At 37.5% G+C, this 20,023-nt stretch carries 21 protein-coding genes; 13 read left to right on the forward strand and 8 right to left on the reverse strand.

Annotation, left to right across the window (positions count from 1 at the left end; genetic code table 11):
- From hxsB to NLG07_RS00530, 5 genes are read left to right on the forward strand one after another with little or no spacing between them, the layout of a single operon-like run.
- Nucleotides 1-1,404: a His-Xaa-Ser system radical SAM maturase HxsB gene (gene hxsB, locus NLG07_RS00510; RefSeq protein WP_254855745.1), complete on the forward strand. Its 1,404-nt coding sequence runs from the start codon at nucleotides 1-3 to the stop codon at nucleotides 1,402-1,404.
- Complete coding sequence (gene hxsC / locus NLG07_RS00515; RefSeq protein WP_254855746.1) at nucleotides 1,397-2,500, forward strand: His-Xaa-Ser system radical SAM maturase HxsC; 1,104 nt, start codon at nucleotides 1,397-1,399, stop codon at nucleotides 2,498-2,500. The genes hxsB and hxsC overlap by 8 nt, the downstream gene beginning before the upstream one ends.
- Complete coding sequence (gene hxsA, locus NLG07_RS00520; RefSeq protein ID WP_254855747.1) at nucleotides 2,497-3,051, forward strand: His-Xaa-Ser repeat protein HxsA; 555 nt, start codon at nucleotides 2,497-2,499, stop codon at nucleotides 3,049-3,051. The genes hxsC and hxsA overlap by 4 nt, the downstream gene beginning before the upstream one ends.
- A 5-nt stretch (nucleotides 3,052-3,056) precedes the next feature.
- On the forward strand, nucleotides 3,057-3,422 hold the full coding sequence (locus NLG07_RS00525) for a TIGR03982 family His-Xaa-Ser system protein (protein WP_254855748.1): 366 nt from the start codon (nucleotides 3,057-3,059) through the stop codon (nucleotides 3,420-3,422).
- Nucleotides 3,422-4,657, forward strand: a complete 1,236-nt coding sequence (locus NLG07_RS00530; protein WP_303049214.1) for a His-Xaa-Ser system-associated MauG-like protein — start codon at nucleotides 3,422-3,424, stop codon at nucleotides 4,655-4,657. The genes NLG07_RS00525 and NLG07_RS00530 overlap by 1 nt, the downstream gene beginning before the upstream one ends.
- Nucleotides 4,658-4,832: 175 nt before the next feature.
- Here the strand turns inward: NLG07_RS00530 and NLG07_RS00535 are convergent, their stop codons facing one another.
- The 3 genes from NLG07_RS00535 to NLG07_RS00545 all read right to left on the reverse strand — a co-directional run bounded on the left by NLG07_RS00535 (nucleotide 4,833) and on the right by NLG07_RS00545 (nucleotide 7,092).
- Nucleotides 4,833-5,219 (reverse strand): hypothetical protein, encoded by a 387-nt coding sequence (locus tag NLG07_RS00535; RefSeq protein ID WP_254855750.1) that lies wholly within the window; start codon nucleotides 5,217-5,219, stop codon nucleotides 4,833-4,835.
- Nucleotides 5,220-5,465: 246 nt separating this feature from the next.
- Nucleotides 5,466-6,179: an SIMPL domain-containing protein gene (locus NLG07_RS00540; RefSeq protein ID WP_254855751.1), complete on the reverse strand. Its 714-nt coding sequence runs from the start codon at nucleotides 6,177-6,179 to the stop codon at nucleotides 5,466-5,468.
- 100 nt (nucleotides 6,180-6,279) lie between these two features.
- Nucleotides 6,280-7,092: an OmpA family protein gene (locus NLG07_RS00545; RefSeq protein WP_254855752.1), complete on the reverse strand. Its 813-nt coding sequence runs from the start codon at nucleotides 7,090-7,092 to the stop codon at nucleotides 6,280-6,282.
- 228 nt (nucleotides 7,093-7,320) lie between these two features.
- Here NLG07_RS00545 and pdsR point away from each other — a divergent pair, with 228 nt between their 5' ends.
- Both pdsR and pdsS read left to right on the forward strand, forming a co-directional pair.
- Nucleotides 7,321-8,013 (forward strand): proteobacterial dedicated sortase system response regulator, encoded by a 693-nt coding sequence (pdsR, locus tag NLG07_RS00550; RefSeq protein ID WP_254855753.1) that lies wholly within the window; start codon nucleotides 7,321-7,323, stop codon nucleotides 8,011-8,013.
- Nucleotides 8,014-8,020: 7 nt separating this feature from the next.
- Nucleotides 8,021-10,228, forward strand: coding sequence for a proteobacterial dedicated sortase system histidine kinase (gene pdsS, locus NLG07_RS00555; protein WP_254855754.1), 2,208 nt, complete (start codon nucleotides 8,021-8,023; stop codon nucleotides 10,226-10,228).
- 375 nt (nucleotides 10,229-10,603) lie between these two features.
- On the opposite strand, the gene NLG07_RS00560 is transcribed toward pdsS, so the two are convergent.
- The 4 genes from NLG07_RS00560 to NLG07_RS00575 form a co-directional block, all read right to left on the reverse strand.
- The gene (locus NLG07_RS00560; protein ID WP_254855755.1) at nucleotides 10,604-11,650 is read right to left on the reverse strand and encodes a hypothetical protein; all 1,047 of its coding nucleotides are present in this window, start codon (nucleotides 11,648-11,650) and stop codon (nucleotides 10,604-10,606) included.
- Between the two features lie 145 nt (nucleotides 11,651-11,795).
- Nucleotides 11,796-12,191, reverse strand: coding sequence for a hypothetical protein (locus NLG07_RS00565; protein WP_254855756.1), 396 nt, complete (start codon nucleotides 12,189-12,191; stop codon nucleotides 11,796-11,798).
- 145 nt (nucleotides 12,192-12,336) lie between these two features.
- Complete coding sequence (locus tag NLG07_RS00570) at nucleotides 12,337-12,918, reverse strand: hypothetical protein (protein WP_254855757.1); 582 nt, start codon at nucleotides 12,916-12,918, stop codon at nucleotides 12,337-12,339.
- Between the two features lie 23 nt (nucleotides 12,919-12,941).
- Entirely contained in the window at nucleotides 12,942-13,223 is a 282-nt protein-coding gene (locus NLG07_RS00575) for a hypothetical protein (RefSeq protein WP_254855758.1), read from the reverse strand.
- Between the two features lie 183 nt (nucleotides 13,224-13,406).
- On the opposite strand from NLG07_RS00575, the gene NLG07_RS00580 reads away from it, so the two are divergent.
- Genes NLG07_RS00580 through NLG07_RS00590 form a run of 3 tightly spaced genes read left to right on the forward strand, consistent with a single transcriptional unit; the run spans nucleotide 13,407 to nucleotide 16,352 of the window.
- Complete coding sequence (locus NLG07_RS00580) at nucleotides 13,407-14,168, forward strand: ADP-ribosylglycohydrolase family protein (RefSeq protein ID WP_254855759.1); 762 nt, start codon at nucleotides 13,407-13,409, stop codon at nucleotides 14,166-14,168.
- 10 nt (nucleotides 14,169-14,178) lie between these two features.
- On the forward strand, nucleotides 14,179-15,387 hold the full coding sequence (locus NLG07_RS00585) for an N-formylglutamate amidohydrolase (RefSeq protein WP_254855760.1): 1,209 nt from the start codon (nucleotides 14,179-14,181) through the stop codon (nucleotides 15,385-15,387).
- A gap of 2 nt (nucleotides 15,388-15,389) precedes the next feature.
- The gene (locus tag NLG07_RS00590; RefSeq protein WP_254855761.1) at nucleotides 15,390-16,352 is read left to right on the forward strand and encodes a DUF3293 domain-containing protein; all 963 of its coding nucleotides are present in this window, start codon (nucleotides 15,390-15,392) and stop codon (nucleotides 16,350-16,352) included.
- An 872-nt stretch (nucleotides 16,353-17,224) separates the two neighbouring features.
- On the opposite strand, the gene NLG07_RS00595 is transcribed toward NLG07_RS00590, so the two are convergent.
- On the reverse strand, nucleotides 17,225-17,689 hold the full coding sequence (locus NLG07_RS00595; RefSeq protein ID WP_254855762.1) for an Lrp/AsnC family transcriptional regulator: 465 nt from the start codon (nucleotides 17,687-17,689) through the stop codon (nucleotides 17,225-17,227).
- Nucleotides 17,690-17,831: 142 nt separating this feature from the next.
- Here NLG07_RS00595 and NLG07_RS00600 point away from each other — a divergent pair, with 142 nt between their 5' ends.
- The 3 genes from NLG07_RS00600 (at nucleotide 17,832) to NLG07_RS00610 (ending at nucleotide 19,954) form a co-directional block, all read left to right on the forward strand.
- The gene (locus NLG07_RS00600; protein ID WP_254855763.1) at nucleotides 17,832-18,872 is read left to right on the forward strand and encodes a zinc-dependent alcohol dehydrogenase family protein; all 1,041 of its coding nucleotides are present in this window, start codon (nucleotides 17,832-17,834) and stop codon (nucleotides 18,870-18,872) included.
- A gap of 459 nt (nucleotides 18,873-19,331) precedes the next feature.
- Nucleotides 19,332-19,562: a hypothetical protein gene (locus tag NLG07_RS00605; protein WP_254855764.1), complete on the forward strand. Its 231-nt coding sequence runs from the start codon at nucleotides 19,332-19,334 to the stop codon at nucleotides 19,560-19,562.
- A complete protein-coding gene (locus NLG07_RS00610; protein WP_254855765.1) occupies nucleotides 19,562-19,954 on the forward strand; it encodes a type II toxin-antitoxin system VapC family toxin in 393 nt (130 codons plus the stop codon). The genes NLG07_RS00605 and NLG07_RS00610 overlap by 1 nt, the downstream gene beginning before the upstream one ends.
- Nucleotides 19,955-20,023: the final 69 nt, after the last annotated feature.

A 20,023-nucleotide genomic window follows, 5' to 3' on the forward strand; every position in this document is an offset into this window, starting at 1 on the left:
ATGGCCACATACAAAATCCTTCCTACAAATTTTCGCGAACTTCAAAATGGAAAAGTTTTACTATCTAACTTAGCAAATCACTATCAAGTATTAAATAACAAAAAAGAACTCCAAGAGTGTTTCATTCATGAAAGTTCACAAGATATAGACTTACTTAACAAGCTTGAACAGAAATTATTTATTAGTAGTCCTAAAGATTTTGAAAGTAAAGTTTTACTAACTGCAAGTGCTCTTGCTAAAAATATCAACCGCGATCTTAAGTCACATAGATTAATTATGATAGTTCCAACTTTACGTTGTGACCACCATTGTAGCTACTGCCAAGTAAGTAGAGTCAATTCAGATTTGAAAGGATACGACTTAGAAATTGAATCTATTCCAAATATAATTCGCTGGATACTAAAAGTTGAGCGCGCGCCATATAAAATTGAATTTCAAGGAGGAGAACCATTACTTGCATTTGATTTTATTCGTGATTTTTATGAGAAGTTTTCTGAATCAGTTGGTATCGATAACTTTAGTATAGTAATCACTAGCAGCTTATCATTATTGAATAAAGACATAATAAACTGGTGCAAAAATAAGCCTGTAGAATTTTCTACTAGCATCGATGCAGGCATAAAAGCTCACAACAAGCACCGCAAGCTCATTACCAAAGATTCCTTTCAATTAGTTCAACGAAATATTCAGTCAATAACCCAAAACCTAGGCCCAAATAGAGTTGGTACTGTAAGTACGATAACTAGAGAAGGCTTGAATGGTTATGATGAGTTAGTTGATACTCATATTGCTCTTGGTTTAGGGGGTATGTTTGTTCGCCCTGTAAGTCCTTTCGGATTTGCAGAAGGAAAGCAAGTTAATGATATATCTGTACCTGACTTTATGAATTTTTATCGTAAGCTCATAAAACGTGTTTTATCAGAAAATGTTAATGGGTACAAACTAGTAGAGTATTTCTTATTAATTCATTACAAGAGGATTCTAAACAATCCTAACTCCGCTTATGTTGACTTGATGGCTCCAGCTGGCTACTTAAAAAATACATTACTATTTGATTACACTGGAAACATTTTCGGATCCGATGAAGCCAGAATGGTATACAGAAAATATGGAAATGATTCATTGATTCTCGGGCATGTAAATGACGAAAATCTAGATCTGACAAGCTCTATTCATTTACTCTCAGAATCATTTAATTTCGACGTCCCTGGCTGTAGTGATTGCGTATATCAAGGAAGTTGTGGCAGTGACCCCGTTTACCATTTGCAGCATTATGGAGAGCCTATTGGCCTTAAAGGTTCCTCGCGATTTTGTGAACTTCATAAGAGTATATTTGACTTTATATTTGAGCTTCTAGAATCAAAAGAGGTAAAAAAAATTCTTGATAGGTGGTTATGTGAATAACGTTGAAAGACCTGATTTATTTACTATTGATGCTTTAAAAGGGCTATCTGGTCCAGTTCAAATTTTAAAGAATAACTCAGGACATTCACTCATAAACGCACCAATTACACAAGTACTACTCTCAAATGATGAAAGTAGTCAAAGTGAACATTTTACGTTTTGGCATGCTGAACTTGATAAATGGACGACGCATGGAGACATTGGGTACATTGATCATAAAGGAAAAATTAGAATTGTATTAAGCAAATTGGCTAACGCAAATACACTATTAGTTACAGAGCGTTGCGATAATTTATGTTTATTCTGCTCGCAACCACCACGAGAAGTTGATGATACCATCCTCTATGCTTACGCAGCGTCATCTATAGTATCTTTTAATACCGAATCAGTAATAGGTATTTCTGGAGGAGAGCCATTATTAGATAGAAAAGCCATTTTCAACTTCTTTGATATCTTAAACAAATTCGAAAATAAAACACCATTGCATATTTTAACAAATGGGCGCGCCTTTAAAGACAAAACGTTCACTAAGTCAATACAGGAAAAAATTACTGGGCGGGAAGTGCAATTTGGGATCCCGTTGTACTCTACTAATAGCGTTATTCATGACCGATTAGTCAATGCAGATAACGCCTGGTCAGAAACAATTAAAGGACTTATAAACGCAGGTAATCATGGTATTCCAATAGAGCTGAGAATTATACCTACCCAACAAAACGTCCATGAGTTATCAGCTATAATTGAAATGGCTGCTACTTCCTTAAATCATATAAGTAGCATCTCAATAATGAATTTGGAACAAACTGGTTGGGCTAGAAAAAACTGGGAGCAATTGTATTTGCATCCATCCGAGTACACTGAACAATTAACTGCAGCATGCTCTCTGAAAGAACGATTTAAAATCAATATTAATCTCTTCAATTATCCTCTTTGTCACATACCTGAAGAGCTACATAAGCACTGTCATAAATCAATAAGTGACTGGAAAAACATTTACCCAAAAGAGTGTAATTATTGTATAGTTAAGAATAAATGTTGTGGATTCTTTTCATCTTGTAAAGATATGGTTACCACACCAATAGGAAGAATTTTATGAAAAATAAAAGACGCAACCTTGTTAGTTTATTCACCGGATTTACTGCATTAGCTTCACAAACAAGTGCAAGCGAGGACAATCCAATTGAAACTGTAAATGAATTTGATTTTTTAAACGAAGTTGAAACAGCTCCATTAAACGCAGGTGAAATGCCAGAATATTTGGCTGGACATCGCAGTCATTCATCACATGCGAGTCATGGGTCACACCGCTCTAGCTCAGGGGGAACACGCCCCACTCCTGTTCCATCTTACCCAGCTCCAGCTCCCTCAGAGCCACTTGCACAACCTTCAAGACCAAAGGCAAGCATTCCATCTGCTGAACAACGAAAATTTAACCAGATAATGTCCGATAAAGAAAAAAGAAAAAACATTATCTTACGAGTGCAACTCACCCTTCAAGCTATGAATATTTATAATGGTAATTTAGACGGTGTTATGGGACCTGATACTCGATTGGCAGTTAATACCTATAGACTTTCGAAAGGACTTCCAATTAAAGATACATTAGATCTTAAAGTTCTAAACTCATTAGGCATTGCTGTTCTGTAGATAAAATGAAAAATTTAAACAAGATTGCTACCGTCTGCTTGATAATTATTACTGGGACATATTTGTGGGAAACTTTTGGCTTATCAATATATACCTATCAACGCTTTAAAACTGAGTATATGGAACTGAACTTGAAATGTGCTCATGCTATGGACAGTAATTGGTATATTGAGCAAATGGATAACGAGAAAATCCAGATGTCGAGCGAAATACAATTACTAGACTGCCATGATTACGATAAACTAAGAAAAAAAATGCTTGCTCGTGGAGTAAGTGAGCATCAACTTTCATATTTAGGGCTGGTCGCCCTTGAAATTCATCAAAAACCAGCTAAAGATTTAGCTATACATCATAAGTTTAGAGAACGTTGATGAGATTTCTACTTTGCATTCTACTTTTCTTTATATCAAATAATTGCTTATCTTCTAGCATCGACTTTAAATTGGACAAAGTCATAGAGATATACAAATTAAACGGCTTTGATTGTAAAGCAACACAACCCCATAACAAAAAGTTAACAGCACTCGGTAAAGAACTTTTTGATAGTACACTTCTTAGTGGTGGAAATGATACATCTTGTTCCACTTGCCATTTAGCTCAACGACATAGAACAGATGGGTTATCACTTGCAATCGGCGTAGGAGGTAAAGGAGAAGGTACTGAGAGACTTTTGGAAGGTAACGGAATTATTGTACCAAGAAATGCTTTCACATTTTCAGGTAGAGGACACAAAGATTATGTTACTTATTTCTGGGACGGCAAAGTTGAAGTTCAGTCAAAAAAAATAGTAAATATCCTTGGAAACATGACGGATAAAGGTTTTGACTCACCTTTCGCTATGGCTACAATTTTACCAATTTTAGCTAGAGATGAGTTTTTAGGTCTTCTAGATTATTCCAAGAGTAATGAAATGGTTGCAATTGATGACTCATATTATGAGGCCAGATATGACCATGCATCACAATTTTTAAAAGATAAGATAAAAAACTCGAAAGGTAGTAAATGGGATGAGCTTAGAAACCTTTTTATAAAATCTAGTATTGACTTGGAAAAGCTTGAGCTATCTCACTTAGGTAACGCGATAAGTTCTTTTTTGATAGAAACTGAAAATTGTTTTGAATCAAAATGGTCTCATTATATCAAAGGGGATAAAACAGCGCTTAATGAACTACAAAAAAAAGGAGCTTATCTTTTTTATGGTAAAGGAAGATGTGCGTCTTGTCATAGCGGTGATTTATTGAGTGATTTTAAATTTCATTCTATTGCCGTTCCCCAGGGCAAATTTGGATTCAGCATCGATGGGCAGGATTTAGGAAGATCTGAAATTTCTCTTCGTTATGAAGATAGATTTAAATTTAAAACACCATCACTGCTTAATGTTATTAATACACCACCGTATGGTCATAATGGCATCTTTAACACTCTGGACGAAGTGATACTATTTCACCTCAACCCTGTTCCATTTTTTTCAATGTACGAATATTCTGAGGATGAAATTTATAACTACGGAAGAGTTCTATCTAGTCGCTCTCAGTTACTATCTCATATAGAGATTTTCACTGAAGAAGAGGTAAATCAATTAGTTGAGTTTGTTAAAACATTATAATCAACTTAACCAAAACCGATAAACTGAATACGTACTATTTTAATGAATAGTTAATTAAAATAATTGAATTTGGCTCCACTATTGACACTACACTTACTTTTTGCTTTATTTCTTATTCAAACAAGACTTCTTCAGCACATATTAAGCACTCAAACCAACCTCCTTAATTCATCATTTAATTTCGAGGCAAATCTCGCCATCTGATAGTCTTATTATATTTAAATTTGCCATCACCCATGTATGTGTATGATGCACCAGTAATTAACTTTGATAATTCATCAGTACAGTTTTGCTCCGAAAAACATTGCTGTTCGATTTCAATATTTTGTGATTTTTTTATCAATTCACCGTTACCATTGTACAAGTACATTTCACCAGGCGATAATTCTGTCCAATTCACATCACAATTTTCATTAATTATACAAACCTCTCCTGTAACAGCATTTAACCTTACTAACTTTTCATTTTTGTAGTTATGTAACGAAAACGTAGCCTGGCTAGAATCCTGTTCTGTTTTACAGCCCGCCAATAGTATAGCTATTATTATTAAAGATAACTTCATTACCACCCTTCCCCTACAATGCTCATAGTCTATATATCCACCCTAACATAAACATATTTCAATTATGGTATGTATTGCAATAGTTTACTTAAGTGTTCTTCCATTAAACAGCTTTTATAACCACCGTTAATTCTCTTGGCACAACCTAGTCCATTATTAAAACTCTGTGAGATTATCAATCTCAGCATTTCTAAAATAATTATATTAATTTTCGTTTATTATCTCTCATCTTAAAATCAAATAGCTTTAGTTATCCAAGTAATACTGTACATTGGTCACGACTCTCACGGTTTTAAACAATTTGCGAGTATCAGAGTAGGATTCGCCAACATCTAATATGGTGAAACGCCCTTGAGATGCATCACGTATTCCGCCAATACCCGCTCCTACATTATTTGCAAACTCTTGCGCAGCAATGCGAGCATTTTGTGTTGCCTCTTGGATCATTTCAGGTTTAATTTGATTGAGCTGTGTGAAGTGATATTCCGGCTCATGATTATCAAGCGCTATGCCTTTTGCGATAAGCTTGTTTAAGGAAGTGCGTGAGGATTTTACCAAATCAACATTTTGCGTAATGATATGAATGTCACCTTCTAATGTTCGCCTTGTTTCTACTAGATTATTATCCTCATCACGCAGTTCATAAAAAGAGATATTCGCAACATCGATTTCTATTTCATCCTCTGAAAAACCTTCTTCAATAAGCGCATCATAAATGGCTTGCGTATCCTCTTGATAACGCTCATATAAATAGGAGGTGGGTAATGAATCATCGGTGGTTTTTAAGCCTTTACTCACAGTCCAATAGGCAGTATCTGCTTTTACTTCACGCTCTGCCAAACCTTTCACTCTAATAGTATTTTGTGCAGTAGATGAATTAACCAGTGTTTGACTGATAAAAAAACCAGCTAGGGCAATGCCTGCGGCCATAAATAACATGTTGTATTGTCTTATCATCATGAATAATTCCTAAAAATGTGTTGAATAATGAAATTTGCTTCCATAAAAATGCAATCCTTTGCATTAGCTCCCTAATATTTTTCTTACTCTCTTGGAGGGATTAATTTTTTGCTACTTGCACATCCGAGATTGGACGAATATCAATTGCGACTCGGCGGTCAAACATCAGCTCTTCAACATTCACAACCTCAACACCATCTGAATGAGAACTTGTTTGGTTTGCCTCGCCTACGCCTTTCACGATGATATTTGGCTCAATCGCTTTATCGCCTAACTTGGCTAGTAAACCTTGAGTAATGTAATGCTCCACCATTTCTGCTCGTGAGCGTGATAAATCATAGTTAAATTCGTCATCTCCGCGCTTATCTGCATAACCAGTTAAGGTCACTAGCCAATTCTCGTGACTTGCTAGTAATTTGATGAGTAAGTCCAACTGAGGCTCGTAAATGGATGAAATATTACTCGCACCTGTGGCAAATTGAATGTGAGTTAGCAACTCAGGAATGACTTGTTGTGATGTGACCTGTGGTTGACTAAGACTCACTTGTTCAAATGATGAGGATGGTTTGTGTACTTGCTTTGCCAGCGCTTGTAATTCAGTTTGTTGCGAGGCAATCAATTGTTCATGCTGAGCATTCAAAGTCTCTAATGCCAACATTTGCTTATCTTTATTGATATCATCAACAATCATCCCGCCAAACGCGCTTCCTAAAATCAGTCCAATCGGCCCACCTACAAGCGTGCCAACTACTGCACCTGTGCCAACGCCATAATATGACGGCACTTGCTCAACAACTGGCGCTGTATTCTCCATGGTTTGCATATCTTTTGGCGAATCACCTAAAGACGAAGCATTAGTAGGAAGTGTGATAGTAGAGAGTGCTAATGTAGATAGTAATAATGTTGTTTTCATATCTTATGTCCTGTGAATGTACTAATTTTTAAATTAAAATATTCGCTGCGTGATGTGTTTCACTAAGTGCCATTAAACAGGACAAAAATGGCAATCCCACAGCGCAATCATGGCAATCTGATGGTCAATTGTGGCGAAAATATGGAAATGTGTGTTTGAAACTGATTTTCCTAATGAAAATCGTTATAGTGAGCATATAAATTCACTAAGCAGTTGATTTTAATATATATGGCTAAACACATTGCCTTAATTGAAGATGATCCAATCTTGCGCGAAAACTACTTAAGCGCACTTGAGAGTCAGGGATATCACGTAAGCCTATATGCCGATAGAAAAAGTGCAATAACTGCTTTTACGCAATCATTGCCAGATTTAGCCATCATTGATATTGGTTTAGGGCATGAGCATGATGGCGGTTTTATGGTGTGTCAGTATTTACGCCAATTATCACCCACTGTACCTATCATGTTTTTTACCGCACGTGATAATGATATCGATACCATTAGTGGGCTTCGCATGGGTGCTGACGATTATGTGACAAAAGATATTAGCTTAGCTCACCTGCTTGCACGAATAGCTGCCCTATTTCGCCGTACAGAGCTCGTTTCTGGAAGTAGCACTGAGGAAGATATTATTTTATTAGGTGACTTGCGGATGCATGTTCAGCGTATGCATATTACATGGCAAGGCAAAGAGCTTATTTTAACTGTGACCGAGTTTTGGTTGTTACACTCGATTGTTTCTAATCCAGGGCATGTTAAAAGTCGAGACCAGTTGATGGATGCAGCTAAAATGGTGGTAGATGACACGACAATCACTTCCCATATAAAACGCATTCGTAAAAAATTTATCGAAGTGGATAAAGATTTTTCCGCATTAGAAACTGTCTATGGCATGGGCTATCGCTGGCGGATAGGATAATTTAGTCATGTTTCGATTTGGTCTACGTGCAAAAATACTCGTATTCTCCTCCTTCTTATTTGCTATCCCTTACATGGGCTATCAATATGTCTGGGAGCTTGAGACATATTTACGGATCGGCCAAGAGCAGACACTTGTCGGCACTGCACGAGCGGTTGCAACTGCCTTACATGAACGTCCGAGTTTATTTTCTCAAGAATCGGCATTTTTAAATGAAATCGAGCCTGGCAAAGACTTATACGCCCATCAAATTTCACAACCTATTCGATTAGATGGTCAGCTACAAGATTGGTCAAGCTATCAGGCGCATATATTGCAGTATGATGAGCGCAATCTCATTTCACAAAATCAGCCATTTGTAACAGAAAGTCTTCAATTTAAGCACATCGTCGGCCAATACGGACGCTATCTATACGCCATGTTTGACGTACAAGATGATAATGTCATTAATCGAAATGAAAACATGCTTAGCATCCATAAGAATGACTTTATTCAAGTGGCATTACGGGATGAGTTTGGTCAATTTCAACGCTATTTAATTGCTCCCTATCAAAGTGGTTGGGTAAACGCCTATTTACTTTCACCATTAGAAGATGAAAATCCAAACATTGTATCCAATCTCAACTATCGCCCTGCCCAACTTGAACGACGTATACAAGGATATTGGCAAAATACGCCAACAGGTTATCAGGTAGAACTTCGTTTCCCGCTTTCGATGATGCAAGGTAATATTGCTTTTGCGATTGGCGATGTTGATGATGAAGATGAACGTAATATACGCTACACAATGGGGACAGCCGACCCTGAAAGCTTAAGTAGTTTAGGGACTGTGATAGTCCCCTCACCTGAAATCGAGCAAATCATCCAAGGCCTTGCCTATGCTGATGCCCGTGTATGGATAGTGGATAAACATCAGCGAGTTTTGGCTCGCTCTGGAGACATACAGAATAGTAGCGCATTTCAATATGAAGCTACACAACCTGAAAAAGCTTCTCAAAATTGGTATGAATCGGTTGTATCTCAAATTTACGAGTACGTGCTTAAACCTATTTACAACGAAATACTCACCACGCCCCCACAAACTTACTTAGATGAGCTTGCCAATGCCACAGCACTAGAGGGAGAAGCTGTTAATCAGGCAATACAAGGTAATGCTAATACACAGTGGCGCTTAAGTACGGACAGTAAGGCTGTCATATTATCTGCGGCGCACCCTATTTATGTGGCTGAAGATGTCATGGGTGCGGTGGTCGTAGAGCAAACAACCCATGGTATTCGTACACTTAGAAACCAGGCATTGGAACAACAGTTTAATTTTTTTATCACTGTGATAATTCTAGGTACGGTTGCCTTGTTTTTCCTTGCCTCACGTATCTCAAGTCGCATTCGCAACTTAAGAAATAACACCGATAACGCTATCGATACCCAAGGTAAAATTACAGGCTCAATTCCAGTACAATCAAGCCAAGATGAAATTGGGGATTTGTCTCGCAGTTTTGCATCAATGCTTTCAAGGCTTGGTCAGTATAATCAATATCTTGAAAAGATGGCTTCACGTTTATCCCATGAGCTAAGAACACCAGTAGCTGTGGTGAAATCATCCCTAGAAAATCTAGAGCTGATTGAAGATAAAAATAGTGTTGAAGCAGAGATTTTTGTGAAAAGAGCGCAATCTGGGCTTGCTCGATTAAGCCATATTTTAAATAGCATGAGTGAGGCTACGCGTTTAGAGCAGATGTTAGAGCAATCAGAGCATCAGCCGTTTGATGTGGTAGGATTCTTAAAAGAATATACAGAAAGTGTAGTCATCCCTGAATACTTAAAGATTACTTTTGAATCCGCACTTAATACAAGCCAAATCAAAGGCTCAACAGAACTATTTGGACAAATGCTCGATAAGATTATTTCCAATGCAATAGATTTTGCCACACCGCATACGTCAATTGATATCACACTGGATAAAGATAGCGCAATTCGCATTCAAAATACTGGCAACCCCATCCAAGAGGATATGCAAGATTCATTATTTGACTCTATGGTGTCTGTTCGAGCTGAACAAGAAGGTGATTCAGAACTGCACTTAGGCTTAGGGCTTTATATTGCAAAACTTATTGCGCAGTACCATGGGATGCAGATCTCAATTAAAAACGTCAACTTTAGTGAGCAAATGGCAACGGTTGAAGTGAGGCTTATTTACATTCAGCCGCAAAGTTAAAGCCATGTAGCATCAAGTTCCTCAATTACGCTTCTGATTTTCAATATCTCTCTTTGTTTTAAAGATAATTTTTCGAAAATCTTCTGATCAACACCGTTGAACATTGCACATTTTGAAGGTAATTCGTATGTCAAAAAGTCACCATGCATAGAAAGGAGTTTCGGAACTAATTTCCATAACGAATAACCTTTTGTTTTCGAAGATAAAAAAACCTAATCAGTTCAACTCGCTCTGACTAGTGCAATTTCAAAAACTCCTCGATGTTTTCAATTAATATTATTGACATAATGCAACCTTATTGCAGCTAACACTATCGTGAGGATTTAACACTTTAAAGCCATAAAAAATATTACAATTCAATTATGTAAATGCTAATCAAAAACTCGCTCTATAAGCTTCACTTAACTTTTTAAAACTAGTTGATGCTAGTTCCGCAGAACCACTACTAATTAACACATGCTCTCTGTCGAATAAAAACTCATAATCAATAGCTCGCCATCTATCATTAACATACATGCTAAATCTTAAATCACTCCCGCAAGAACAATATATTCTACAAACTATTTCTTTTTTATTATTTACAAAGAATGAACTATCAGACTTAATTATCACTTCATATTTTAAGCTAATTAAATCGTAAAGGCTAAAATCAAATGTAGGTAAATGTATTATTTTTCGGCCAAACTCTAAAGGAAAAGCCTGAATAGCATCATCTTTTTTATGTTGCTTACTGAAATGGCTAACAAGTACATTATGCGCATCAAAAAGTTCTGAAACAATACCTCTTACTTCACTTTTAGCAACACAGAAAAAATAAAAATTTGAAGAATATTTATTAAGTGAATTTTTAGATTCATAACCCAAGGCTTGAAGTTCGGAAGCTCCTGAAATACAGCCTAACTTATCTGTGCTAAAGAATTTATTATCTATACATGAAGATTCTAATAGCACTCCAATTTTCCAGAGTTTGGCTAATACATTAGGAAGTGATAGCCTTTCCTTTGCCTCTGTTATATTGATTCCGTTTTTTTCTTCTACAAACTCATCAAAATCTATAAAGTCACCCGCATTATACTGAGTTATATCATAAGGATATTGTCCATCAAACTGAAAAACTATGTTATCTAATTCTTCGTTAGTTGGTAGTTTTGAATCTGGGAAGTTACTTTCGATATTATCTTCAAATTGAAGAAGCATTTCATAATGTCTAATTTTCGATTGGCGAATATGAATAGCGCTAAGTAATTCAAATATACGCCTACAGCGAGAGGCTTGATACTCATAAATCGTCCGATTATAGAGATCCTCATTCCTTTGTTCATTCTGTTGAATAATTTTTTGTTTAAAACTGAGTTGTTTTACTAACCTAAAGATAAGACCGAGCAAAATAATGATTATACTTAGATAGATATACTCACCCAAAATACACCCCCTCCTGTTAGTGCCTAATAAATTAATCTAGTGGTTTATTTTACCAACCTCATGATTTAACACGTCATCCAAAATACCAACCTTATCATTTAGGGCTTGTGGATATAACCTGTAAAAAGTTTATTCTCTATAAGCTTCATTTCTTATCACATTGCCCATATAACATCGCAGAATAATGTAAGTCAGTGCCAGGCAAGCTAGAGACTCGATAATGTATTGCTTTACCATTTTCAAGTATTGTTGTCGTTGAAATTGCACCTGAATCATTTGCTTCAATATAAGTTTTTAATCGACCTTCGTTAATAGATACATTACTCATACCGTTGTTGCCAATCATTACTGCTTCGCCAGTATATACATCCTCAACAAATCGAATATCAGAATATGACTCTAATACTTCGCCTTTGTAATTAACGGTTTTATTAAAGCTGCATTGATATTCAATCGTGTTTGATAGCGCAGAAAAAGAAAGAGCTACACCTAAAGTGATAATTGTTATTTGCAATGATTTTTTAGAAAAAAAGTTTGGCACTAGTAGTTACCCCTCCATCATGTTAATTCAACATTATCAGTCGGTTACTAGTATCTCAAGGAATATTTATGCTTAGCTAAATCGCTGGCGATATCATAGGAAGTAAATACGAGTTCAGCAAAATAATTTGCTTAAACTTAAAATCTTATCCCACCATGCCTGTGTCCCAAAACGTATTTTCAGATACCCCTTCATCCAGAACAATGCTCTTACCATCCCATTGTCCAATGGCATTACCAAAACGAGTACGTAATGCCCAAAAGCCACCTGCAGCGACATCTTCAATAATGTCACCTATATACACTTTTTGACCTTGCTTAACTCCAATTGGCAATACATATGCACCCCAAGGATATTCAAATGGATGACGTCCTTGATAGTACTCATGTTGTGCGAGCAACTTATCATTTTTAAGGTATTCATCTAAAGACTTGAAGAGATTAAAACGTCGGTCTCGAATATCAATCCATTCATCTGTTTTTTTATGTTTACCAACAATAATGGATTCTACACGTCGTGTATCTTTATTCTGAAAGACCAAATGATACGTCATTAATGATTGGCATACCTCCCTTTGTACAATGCTAAATTCATGACCTGCATCGATATACTGGTTAAGAATCTTTGTATCTCTCACAGTGATTACATTTGGTAGTTTATCTTGGTAACGCTTATAGTGATCAAACGCAACGTGATTAATACTAAAATTCATATTTTCTCTACTCATAATAACGTCGTTCCTTTTTTGCGTTACTCATCATATCCATCAGTCAATATAACCCTAAATACTGGGTTTAAAGGATTGATATAGACACATGTATCATTTGAACTTGTAAGGATTGTTTCAATTTCATGCTCAGCAAGCATATCAGTATTGAGCACGGCTTTATCACAACTATCACAGTGGTATTGTCTGTATTCACTATCGCTCATTTCTAACTCAGAGTGTTTAATGCGCTTTGGGCACGAAATCGTTTTTAAATATGAGCCACTGCTTGAGTAGAGCTTATTTTTCTTCACCGTAATAGTCATAACTCTCTCTAATATTATATATTTTTAATACATTAAATCTAAATCCATACAAAACATTACTCTATGCAAAATAAAGACTGAAAACTAGATATATTTTCAGTAGTAAGATATTAACTTATAGAAAGTGTTTTTCTTCCATGATAGGTTGGCAATATAGATTTTTAAAAGTTTTATAGGTCGGAAATGTTAGGCGTCATTGCTGGAGATATCATTGGAAGTAAATACGAGTTCAGCAAAATCAAACGCTATGATTTTGAGCCGTTGTTTCATCCAAAGTCTAAGTATACTGACGATACGATTTGCACTACTGCGGTGATGAAGTCGATTCTCGACAATAGCTGTCCAATTAAGACCATGCACTCCCACTGCCGAAAATATTTCTCAACGGGCGGTTGGGGTCAGAGATTTATTCAATGGATGGCAAGTAAAGACCCACAACCTTATGAAAGTTGGGGAAATGGCAGTGCGATGCGCATTGCGCCAGTTGGTTGGGTGGTAAAAACACCTGAAGAAGTCATTGCCCTTTCAGATAAATACACACTGATTACCCATAACCACCCCGAAGCTGTTGATGCAGCAAGGGCAACTTCGCTTTCAGTGTTTTATGCCAGACAAGGTAAATCCCCTGACGAAATACGACACTTGCTCAGTGTGTATTATATTTTGGATTACTCTATTAACGACATTCGAGATGAATACCAGCGAACAGAGCGTGCCAAAGATTCGGTTCCTCAAGCCATTACTGCGGCATTAGAGGCGACGTCGTTTGAAGACGCAATCCGATTAGCTGTTTCACTTGGGGGTGATACGGATACACAAGCAGCTATTGCAGGTGGTGTAGCAGAGGCTAGGTTTGGTGTTCCTAAAGATATTAAAAACCAAGCACTATGTTATTTGGACGATGATTTAACCGACATCGTTATGGATTTTTACAAACAGTTTTAAGGACGCTTTCATGATTTTACATATCCCACACCACTCAACTTATATTCCAGATGAATATCGTGATTTATTTGTGGTTTCAGATGAAGCACTCTTAGAAGAAATCCAGCTAATGACCGATCATAATACCGACATAATGTTTGGACTTGAGCATCCTAAAATCACAAGAGTAACAGCGGAAGTATCAAGATTACTTGTAGATATGGAGCGTTTTCGTGATGACAATCAAGAAAGTATGGCAAAAAAAGGCATGGGAGCTGTCTATACGAAACGTCAGAATGGAACACCTTTAAAAGAATTCCCCCCCGAACAAAGAGAAGCATTACTTCAACGCTACTATGACCCACATCACAAGGGACTAGAGGAAGCGGTTCAAAAAGAACTAGATGAACATGGTGAGTGTTTAATTATTGATTGTCACAGTTTTCCAGATGAAGCTTTACCATATGAGGATAGGAGTGAATATTACCAACCTGTAGACTTTTGTATTGGATTTGACGCATTTCATGTACCAGAAGAGCTTGTATTAGATGTGTATCGCTTTTTCACTATGAATGATTACTCAGTGGCAATAAACGAACCTTTCTCAGGCTCTATTGTGCCAAATCAGTTTTATCAAAAAGATAACAGAGTTAAATCAATGATGATTGAGGTGAACCGCAACCTCAATGTTGATGAAGTTAAAAATTTAATGAATCGACTACTACCTTATTTATCGGGTGATAGAAACGCTCTTGGAAAAGATGATTTCGATGGTGACAGCTTGCATAAAATAGCTAAACTTGAAGATTGGACTTTTTCGGAAGGCGAAGATTACATTAATGAGAGGGATTATATATTTCCAGATGATGAGTCACTGCATAATGATGGCTGGCATAAAAGTATGGATGTTCATTTTTCTTCCCCAAGTTGCAAATGTGAAATAAGACTGTGGATGCAAGTGTTCTATTACTTCACAAAGGATAATAAATTACATACTGTTGACGTTGATATGGTCGGTCGGTTAAGAGAATTCCCTCATTCTGAAGACACTATTATCGAGGATAGAATTTACTGCCTCGATTCTAATGAGATTATTTGCATGGAAGGCGAAGATTATCTGTATGGGACTCAGGGAGATGAACTCCAAGAAAAATTGGTTGCTTTAGTTCGTGAAAGTTATCGAGAAGAACTCCATGACAAATCTTGGGTAAAACACTTAGAAGACCAGTTTAAGGATTAGCATTGATTTCTGTCGTACACAAAAACCTCTTTACCCTAGATGTAGATGCCATCGTCAATTCAGCCAACACTTCACTCTTGGCTGGTTCAGGCATCTGTGGTGTCATTCATAAAAATGCAGGTAAAGAGCTTGAGGCACATTGCAAAACATTAGGCACACAAGAATACGGAAGTGCAGTAATTACCCCTAGCTTCAAATTAAGCCCAGTATGTGAATATATCATTCATGCATGTGGACCTCGGTATCTAGACGGTAATCGTGGTGAAGCAGAACAACTCGCTCTTACTCATAAATCAATCATTGAAGTTGCCATAGAAAACAACCTTAAATCTATTGTGCTCCCACCTATTTCAACTGGAGTTTATCGTTTCCCTGTTAAGCAAGCAGCTGAAATAGCCATTGGAGCCGTTGCCAATGAATTAACCTCGAACAACTACGAAATGGATGTGTATTTTGCAATGAAAGAGGCAGATAAGTATGAAATTTATCAAGAGGCCTTGTTAAAACATCAGTTTTTTGAAAAATACAAGGGCACATTGCCTGAAGAGCTAGTTACGCCCTATTTTGAAACATCATTTATATGTGAAGAATATCCAGACAGTCCTTTACGATTTGAGCGCTTTTCAAAAGACTGGAGCGATATTTTTGATAATCAGGACATAAATAGCGTTGCTGTGATTACAGCCTATAATCCCTTTAGTCATCAAGACATTGAGGTAGATAATCTAAGTCGGCAAAAGCGACTGAATCAAATGCTGACTGATGAAGGATATACAGTGTTAAATGGTGTTGGTTTATCCAAAGACAAGCTATGGCAAGAACCAAGCTACTTTGTTATTAATATTACTGAAGCCCAATTACAAGAGTATCTAAATGAATTCGAGCAATCTGGAGGAGTATTCATGTGCAATGATGCAACCCCCATGCTAATAACAAACCCCATTCTAAAAAAAAGTGAGCTTTAAGTGATTAAAACAATTATATTTAATGAAAAAAGTTATGAGAAACTCATACTTAAAATTAATCTTTCCTCTAGAGCTGCTATCTACCAGCAAACAAATGATATTAAACATAGATATAAATCCAGAAAAAAAATTATTTGGAACCATCTGGCATGGTTCAATTATCATAAAGACAGATAGCATGAGTGAATTTGACGATGCTGTTTATGCTAACTATAAAAAAAAGGTCTTAAAGATCTAAAAATTCATGAAATAGGAAGTAAATATCGATAACGCTTACTAACAAAACTATTCCGAGATGAACTGTCGCTAATGTAGCACCATATGTAGTACAGTTTTTTTAATTTTATTATTAACTAAACAATATCAGTTACTTATAAATTTAATTCAAGTCCCGCCAACTCCACCACATACAAAAACCACGCTTTTGCGTGGTTTTTTTGTGTGGTCGAATGGGATTTTAAGCCGCGTAGCGGGTTCACAAAATGTATGGAACATTTTGTACCGCCGAAGGCGCCCGAAGGGTCAGCGCCATGGATGGCGCTGAGGACACCCCGCCAACTCCACCAAATTGTTATTTGGGCCGTCAATTTTACTTTACACCTTGTATGGTAAGGAAAAATTGGCGGTTCCAAATCCTCCCCTTGATGCATATTCAATCTGGCCTAAAAACATGAGGTTTTGGGGATATCCCAAAAATAATTAACCAAGCACAACATTATAAAATTTAGCTTGATAAAATAGAAAAATGAAATTATCAAGCAATGGTATTACATGGATTTAAAAGCTATGACTTGACCCTACAAATTTGGAGGCAAGGTTTGAAAGGTCTTACTACGCTTCTTATGTTTTCGGCACAAAGGCGACATATTTCGTCAGCTCATTGGTAGCCTAGTTGATGACGTGACCTCCCTGAGTGATAAGCTGGAGCTGATAGCAGATACACCTTTTAGCTTTCTTAGTACCTGCTCGACAAACCTGCTGTAGTCATCGAGGTCTTTCGCGACAACCTGCAACAAAAAATCAGCATCACCTGTCGTATTGTGACAAGACAGCACTTGTTCAGATTCTTTTATGACACGCTCAAAATGCTTAGTGGTATCAGTATTATGTTCCACATAGGTCAGTTGAACGAATGCGATAACGCCAAAGCCTAGTTTGCGGCGATCAAGATTGGCTTGATATCCCTGTATATAACCCTCTTGCTCCAAGCTTTTGATCCGTCTCCAGCAAGCCGCTTCGCTAATTGAAAGATCAGCTGCAATTTTCGAGTTCGACAAACGACCATCTGACTGTAGTCGCTTCATAATCGCTAAATCTGTTTTATCTAGATCTCTCATGTAAAGAATCCTTCAAATAATAGCCTTATTGAGAATGATAATTTCATTTCGGCTTGGAAATCAACAAAAAATAGAAAAGCAATTTCACGTCAAATCAGTAACCTTGGATGACTGAACAAAAGGTGCTTAGAGGTAGAAATCGATGAAAGCGGTAGTATTTGAAAGTTTCGGAAAATCACCAAAGATCATGACGGTTGACGATCCCAAGCCTAATTCCGAGGGTGTTGTCATTAAGGTTGAAGCTACAGGCGTTTGCCGCAGTGATTGGCATGGTTGGATGGGGCATGATCCAGACATCGTATTGCCGCACGTCCCTGGCCACGAATTTGCTGGCATCGTTGAAGCTGTTGGCAAAAATGTACGTAGCTTCAAGGTTGGAGATCGAGTCACTTCTCCGTTTATTAGTGCCTGCGGCAGCTGTAGCAACTGTGCATCTGGTAACCACCAGGTCTGTGCCAGTCAGACCCAGCCAGGTTTCACACACTGGGGTTCATTCGCTGAATTCGTTGCCATCGATCATGCCGATGTAAATCTGATCGCACTACCCGAGGAGATGGCTTATACAACGGCAGCAAGCCTAGGCTGTCGCTTCGCTACCTCATTCCGTGCGGTGGTTGACCAAGGGGCTGTTTCCGCTGGGCAGTGGGTTGCCGTTCACGGCTGTGGTGGTGTAGGTCTCTCGGCGATTATGATAGCCACTGCTTTAGGGGCGAACGTTGTTGCAGTTGATCTATCTGAAGAAGCGCTGAAGCTAGCGGCAAGTTTCGGAGCTGTAGCAACCATCAATGCAAACCAAGTCGAGGACGTAGTTGAGGCTATCCACGAAATTACAAAAGGTGGAGCACACGTTTCACTGGATGCGTTGGGTCACCCGATTACCGCCGTTAATTCGGTCAAATCACTTCGTCGTCTGGGTCGTCATATCCAAGTCGGACTGTTGCTGGCAGATCAATCTACTCCGCCTATTCCCATGGATAGAGTTGTTGCACATGAACTGATGATTTTGGGTAGCCATGGAATGCAGGCACATCGATACGGTGCGATGCTCAACATGATTCTCTCTGGAAAACTTGCTCCAGAAAAACTCTTGGGTCGGTGTATTTCTCTTGAGGAATCAGTCTCAGCTCTCACCTCGATGGATCAAGCAACTTCACCTGGTGTGACAGTGATCACTCAATTTTAAAGAGTGGAATCTGCCTGAACAAACCGCCATCGATGGCATATCGAAAGGCTGCTTTGGGTCGTTAGCCGAAATCGTCATAGCCAAGTCAATTCGAATCCTGTACTTCAATTCTGTAATATTAAATTTGAGCAATACAATGTAGAAGAATGAACTGTGTTCTAAACCCTTACTGTGGTTAATTCTTGATGTTTGAATCGGGATGTATCAATTTTCTTAAGAAAGATTCTTTTAAACACTCAAATTTATCTGAGCTGCAAGGGTTGCTAATGCTTTTTCCCAACAATGAAGTGATGTTATTAAGTGGTTCCAATTTTCACCCTCCAGGTCCACCAAACAAAATAATCCTACGCTCGAAGAGAGTATGATTGTTTTCAAGTCTTTAGCATTGATTCAAGTTCGCTCAGTTGACTCATTTCGTCAAACACATATACTTTCACATATATAACAGATGGAGGTTCTATGGGACAAGTCACTATTTACCTTGATGCAAAAACTGAGAAGAAAATGCTGGAATCCATTCAGGCGTCAGGGTTATCAAAAAGTAAGTGGATAGCACAGTTAATCGAAAAAAGTACTCGAACAGATTGGCCTTTAGAAGTCAGAGAAATGAGCGGTTCATGGAATGATTTTCCTATCGTTGAAGAATTCAGGGATAATCAAAGCGCTGATTTACCAAGGGAGGATTGGTAGTGTTTTCGCTTGATACCAATACATTGATTTATTTTTTCAAAGGTCAGGGAAATGTTAAACATCACTTATTAAATGTTCCTCCAAGTGAGATATACATACCGTCTGTTGTTGTTTACGAGCTTGAATATGGATTAAACCGAAGCACTTCCCCAAGCAAACGTCGAGAACAGTTAAACACATTTTTAAACCATGTTTGTGTTGGTTCATTTGACAATAACGCGGCTAGGATTGCAGGTAAGATCAAACATGAGTTGGCTATGCACGGAAATTTAATTGGACCTCATGATATTTTAATTGCTGCAGAAACACTGAGCCAAAACAAAACATTAGTTACTCGAAATATTTCGGAATTCTCTCGAGTAAACAGCTTATCACTGGTTAACTGGTATTAATTGTTCGAAACAAAATCCTTGCGCTAGCGCTTATTTTTGCTAGTATACGCGCTCGCAATCTGATGGGTT

The sequence above is a fragment of the Alteromonas sp. LMIT006 genome, from assembly GCF_024300645.1.
In the GTDB taxonomy this organism is placed as follows: Bacteria; Pseudomonadota; Gammaproteobacteria; order Enterobacterales; family Alteromonadaceae; genus Opacimonas; species Opacimonas immobilis.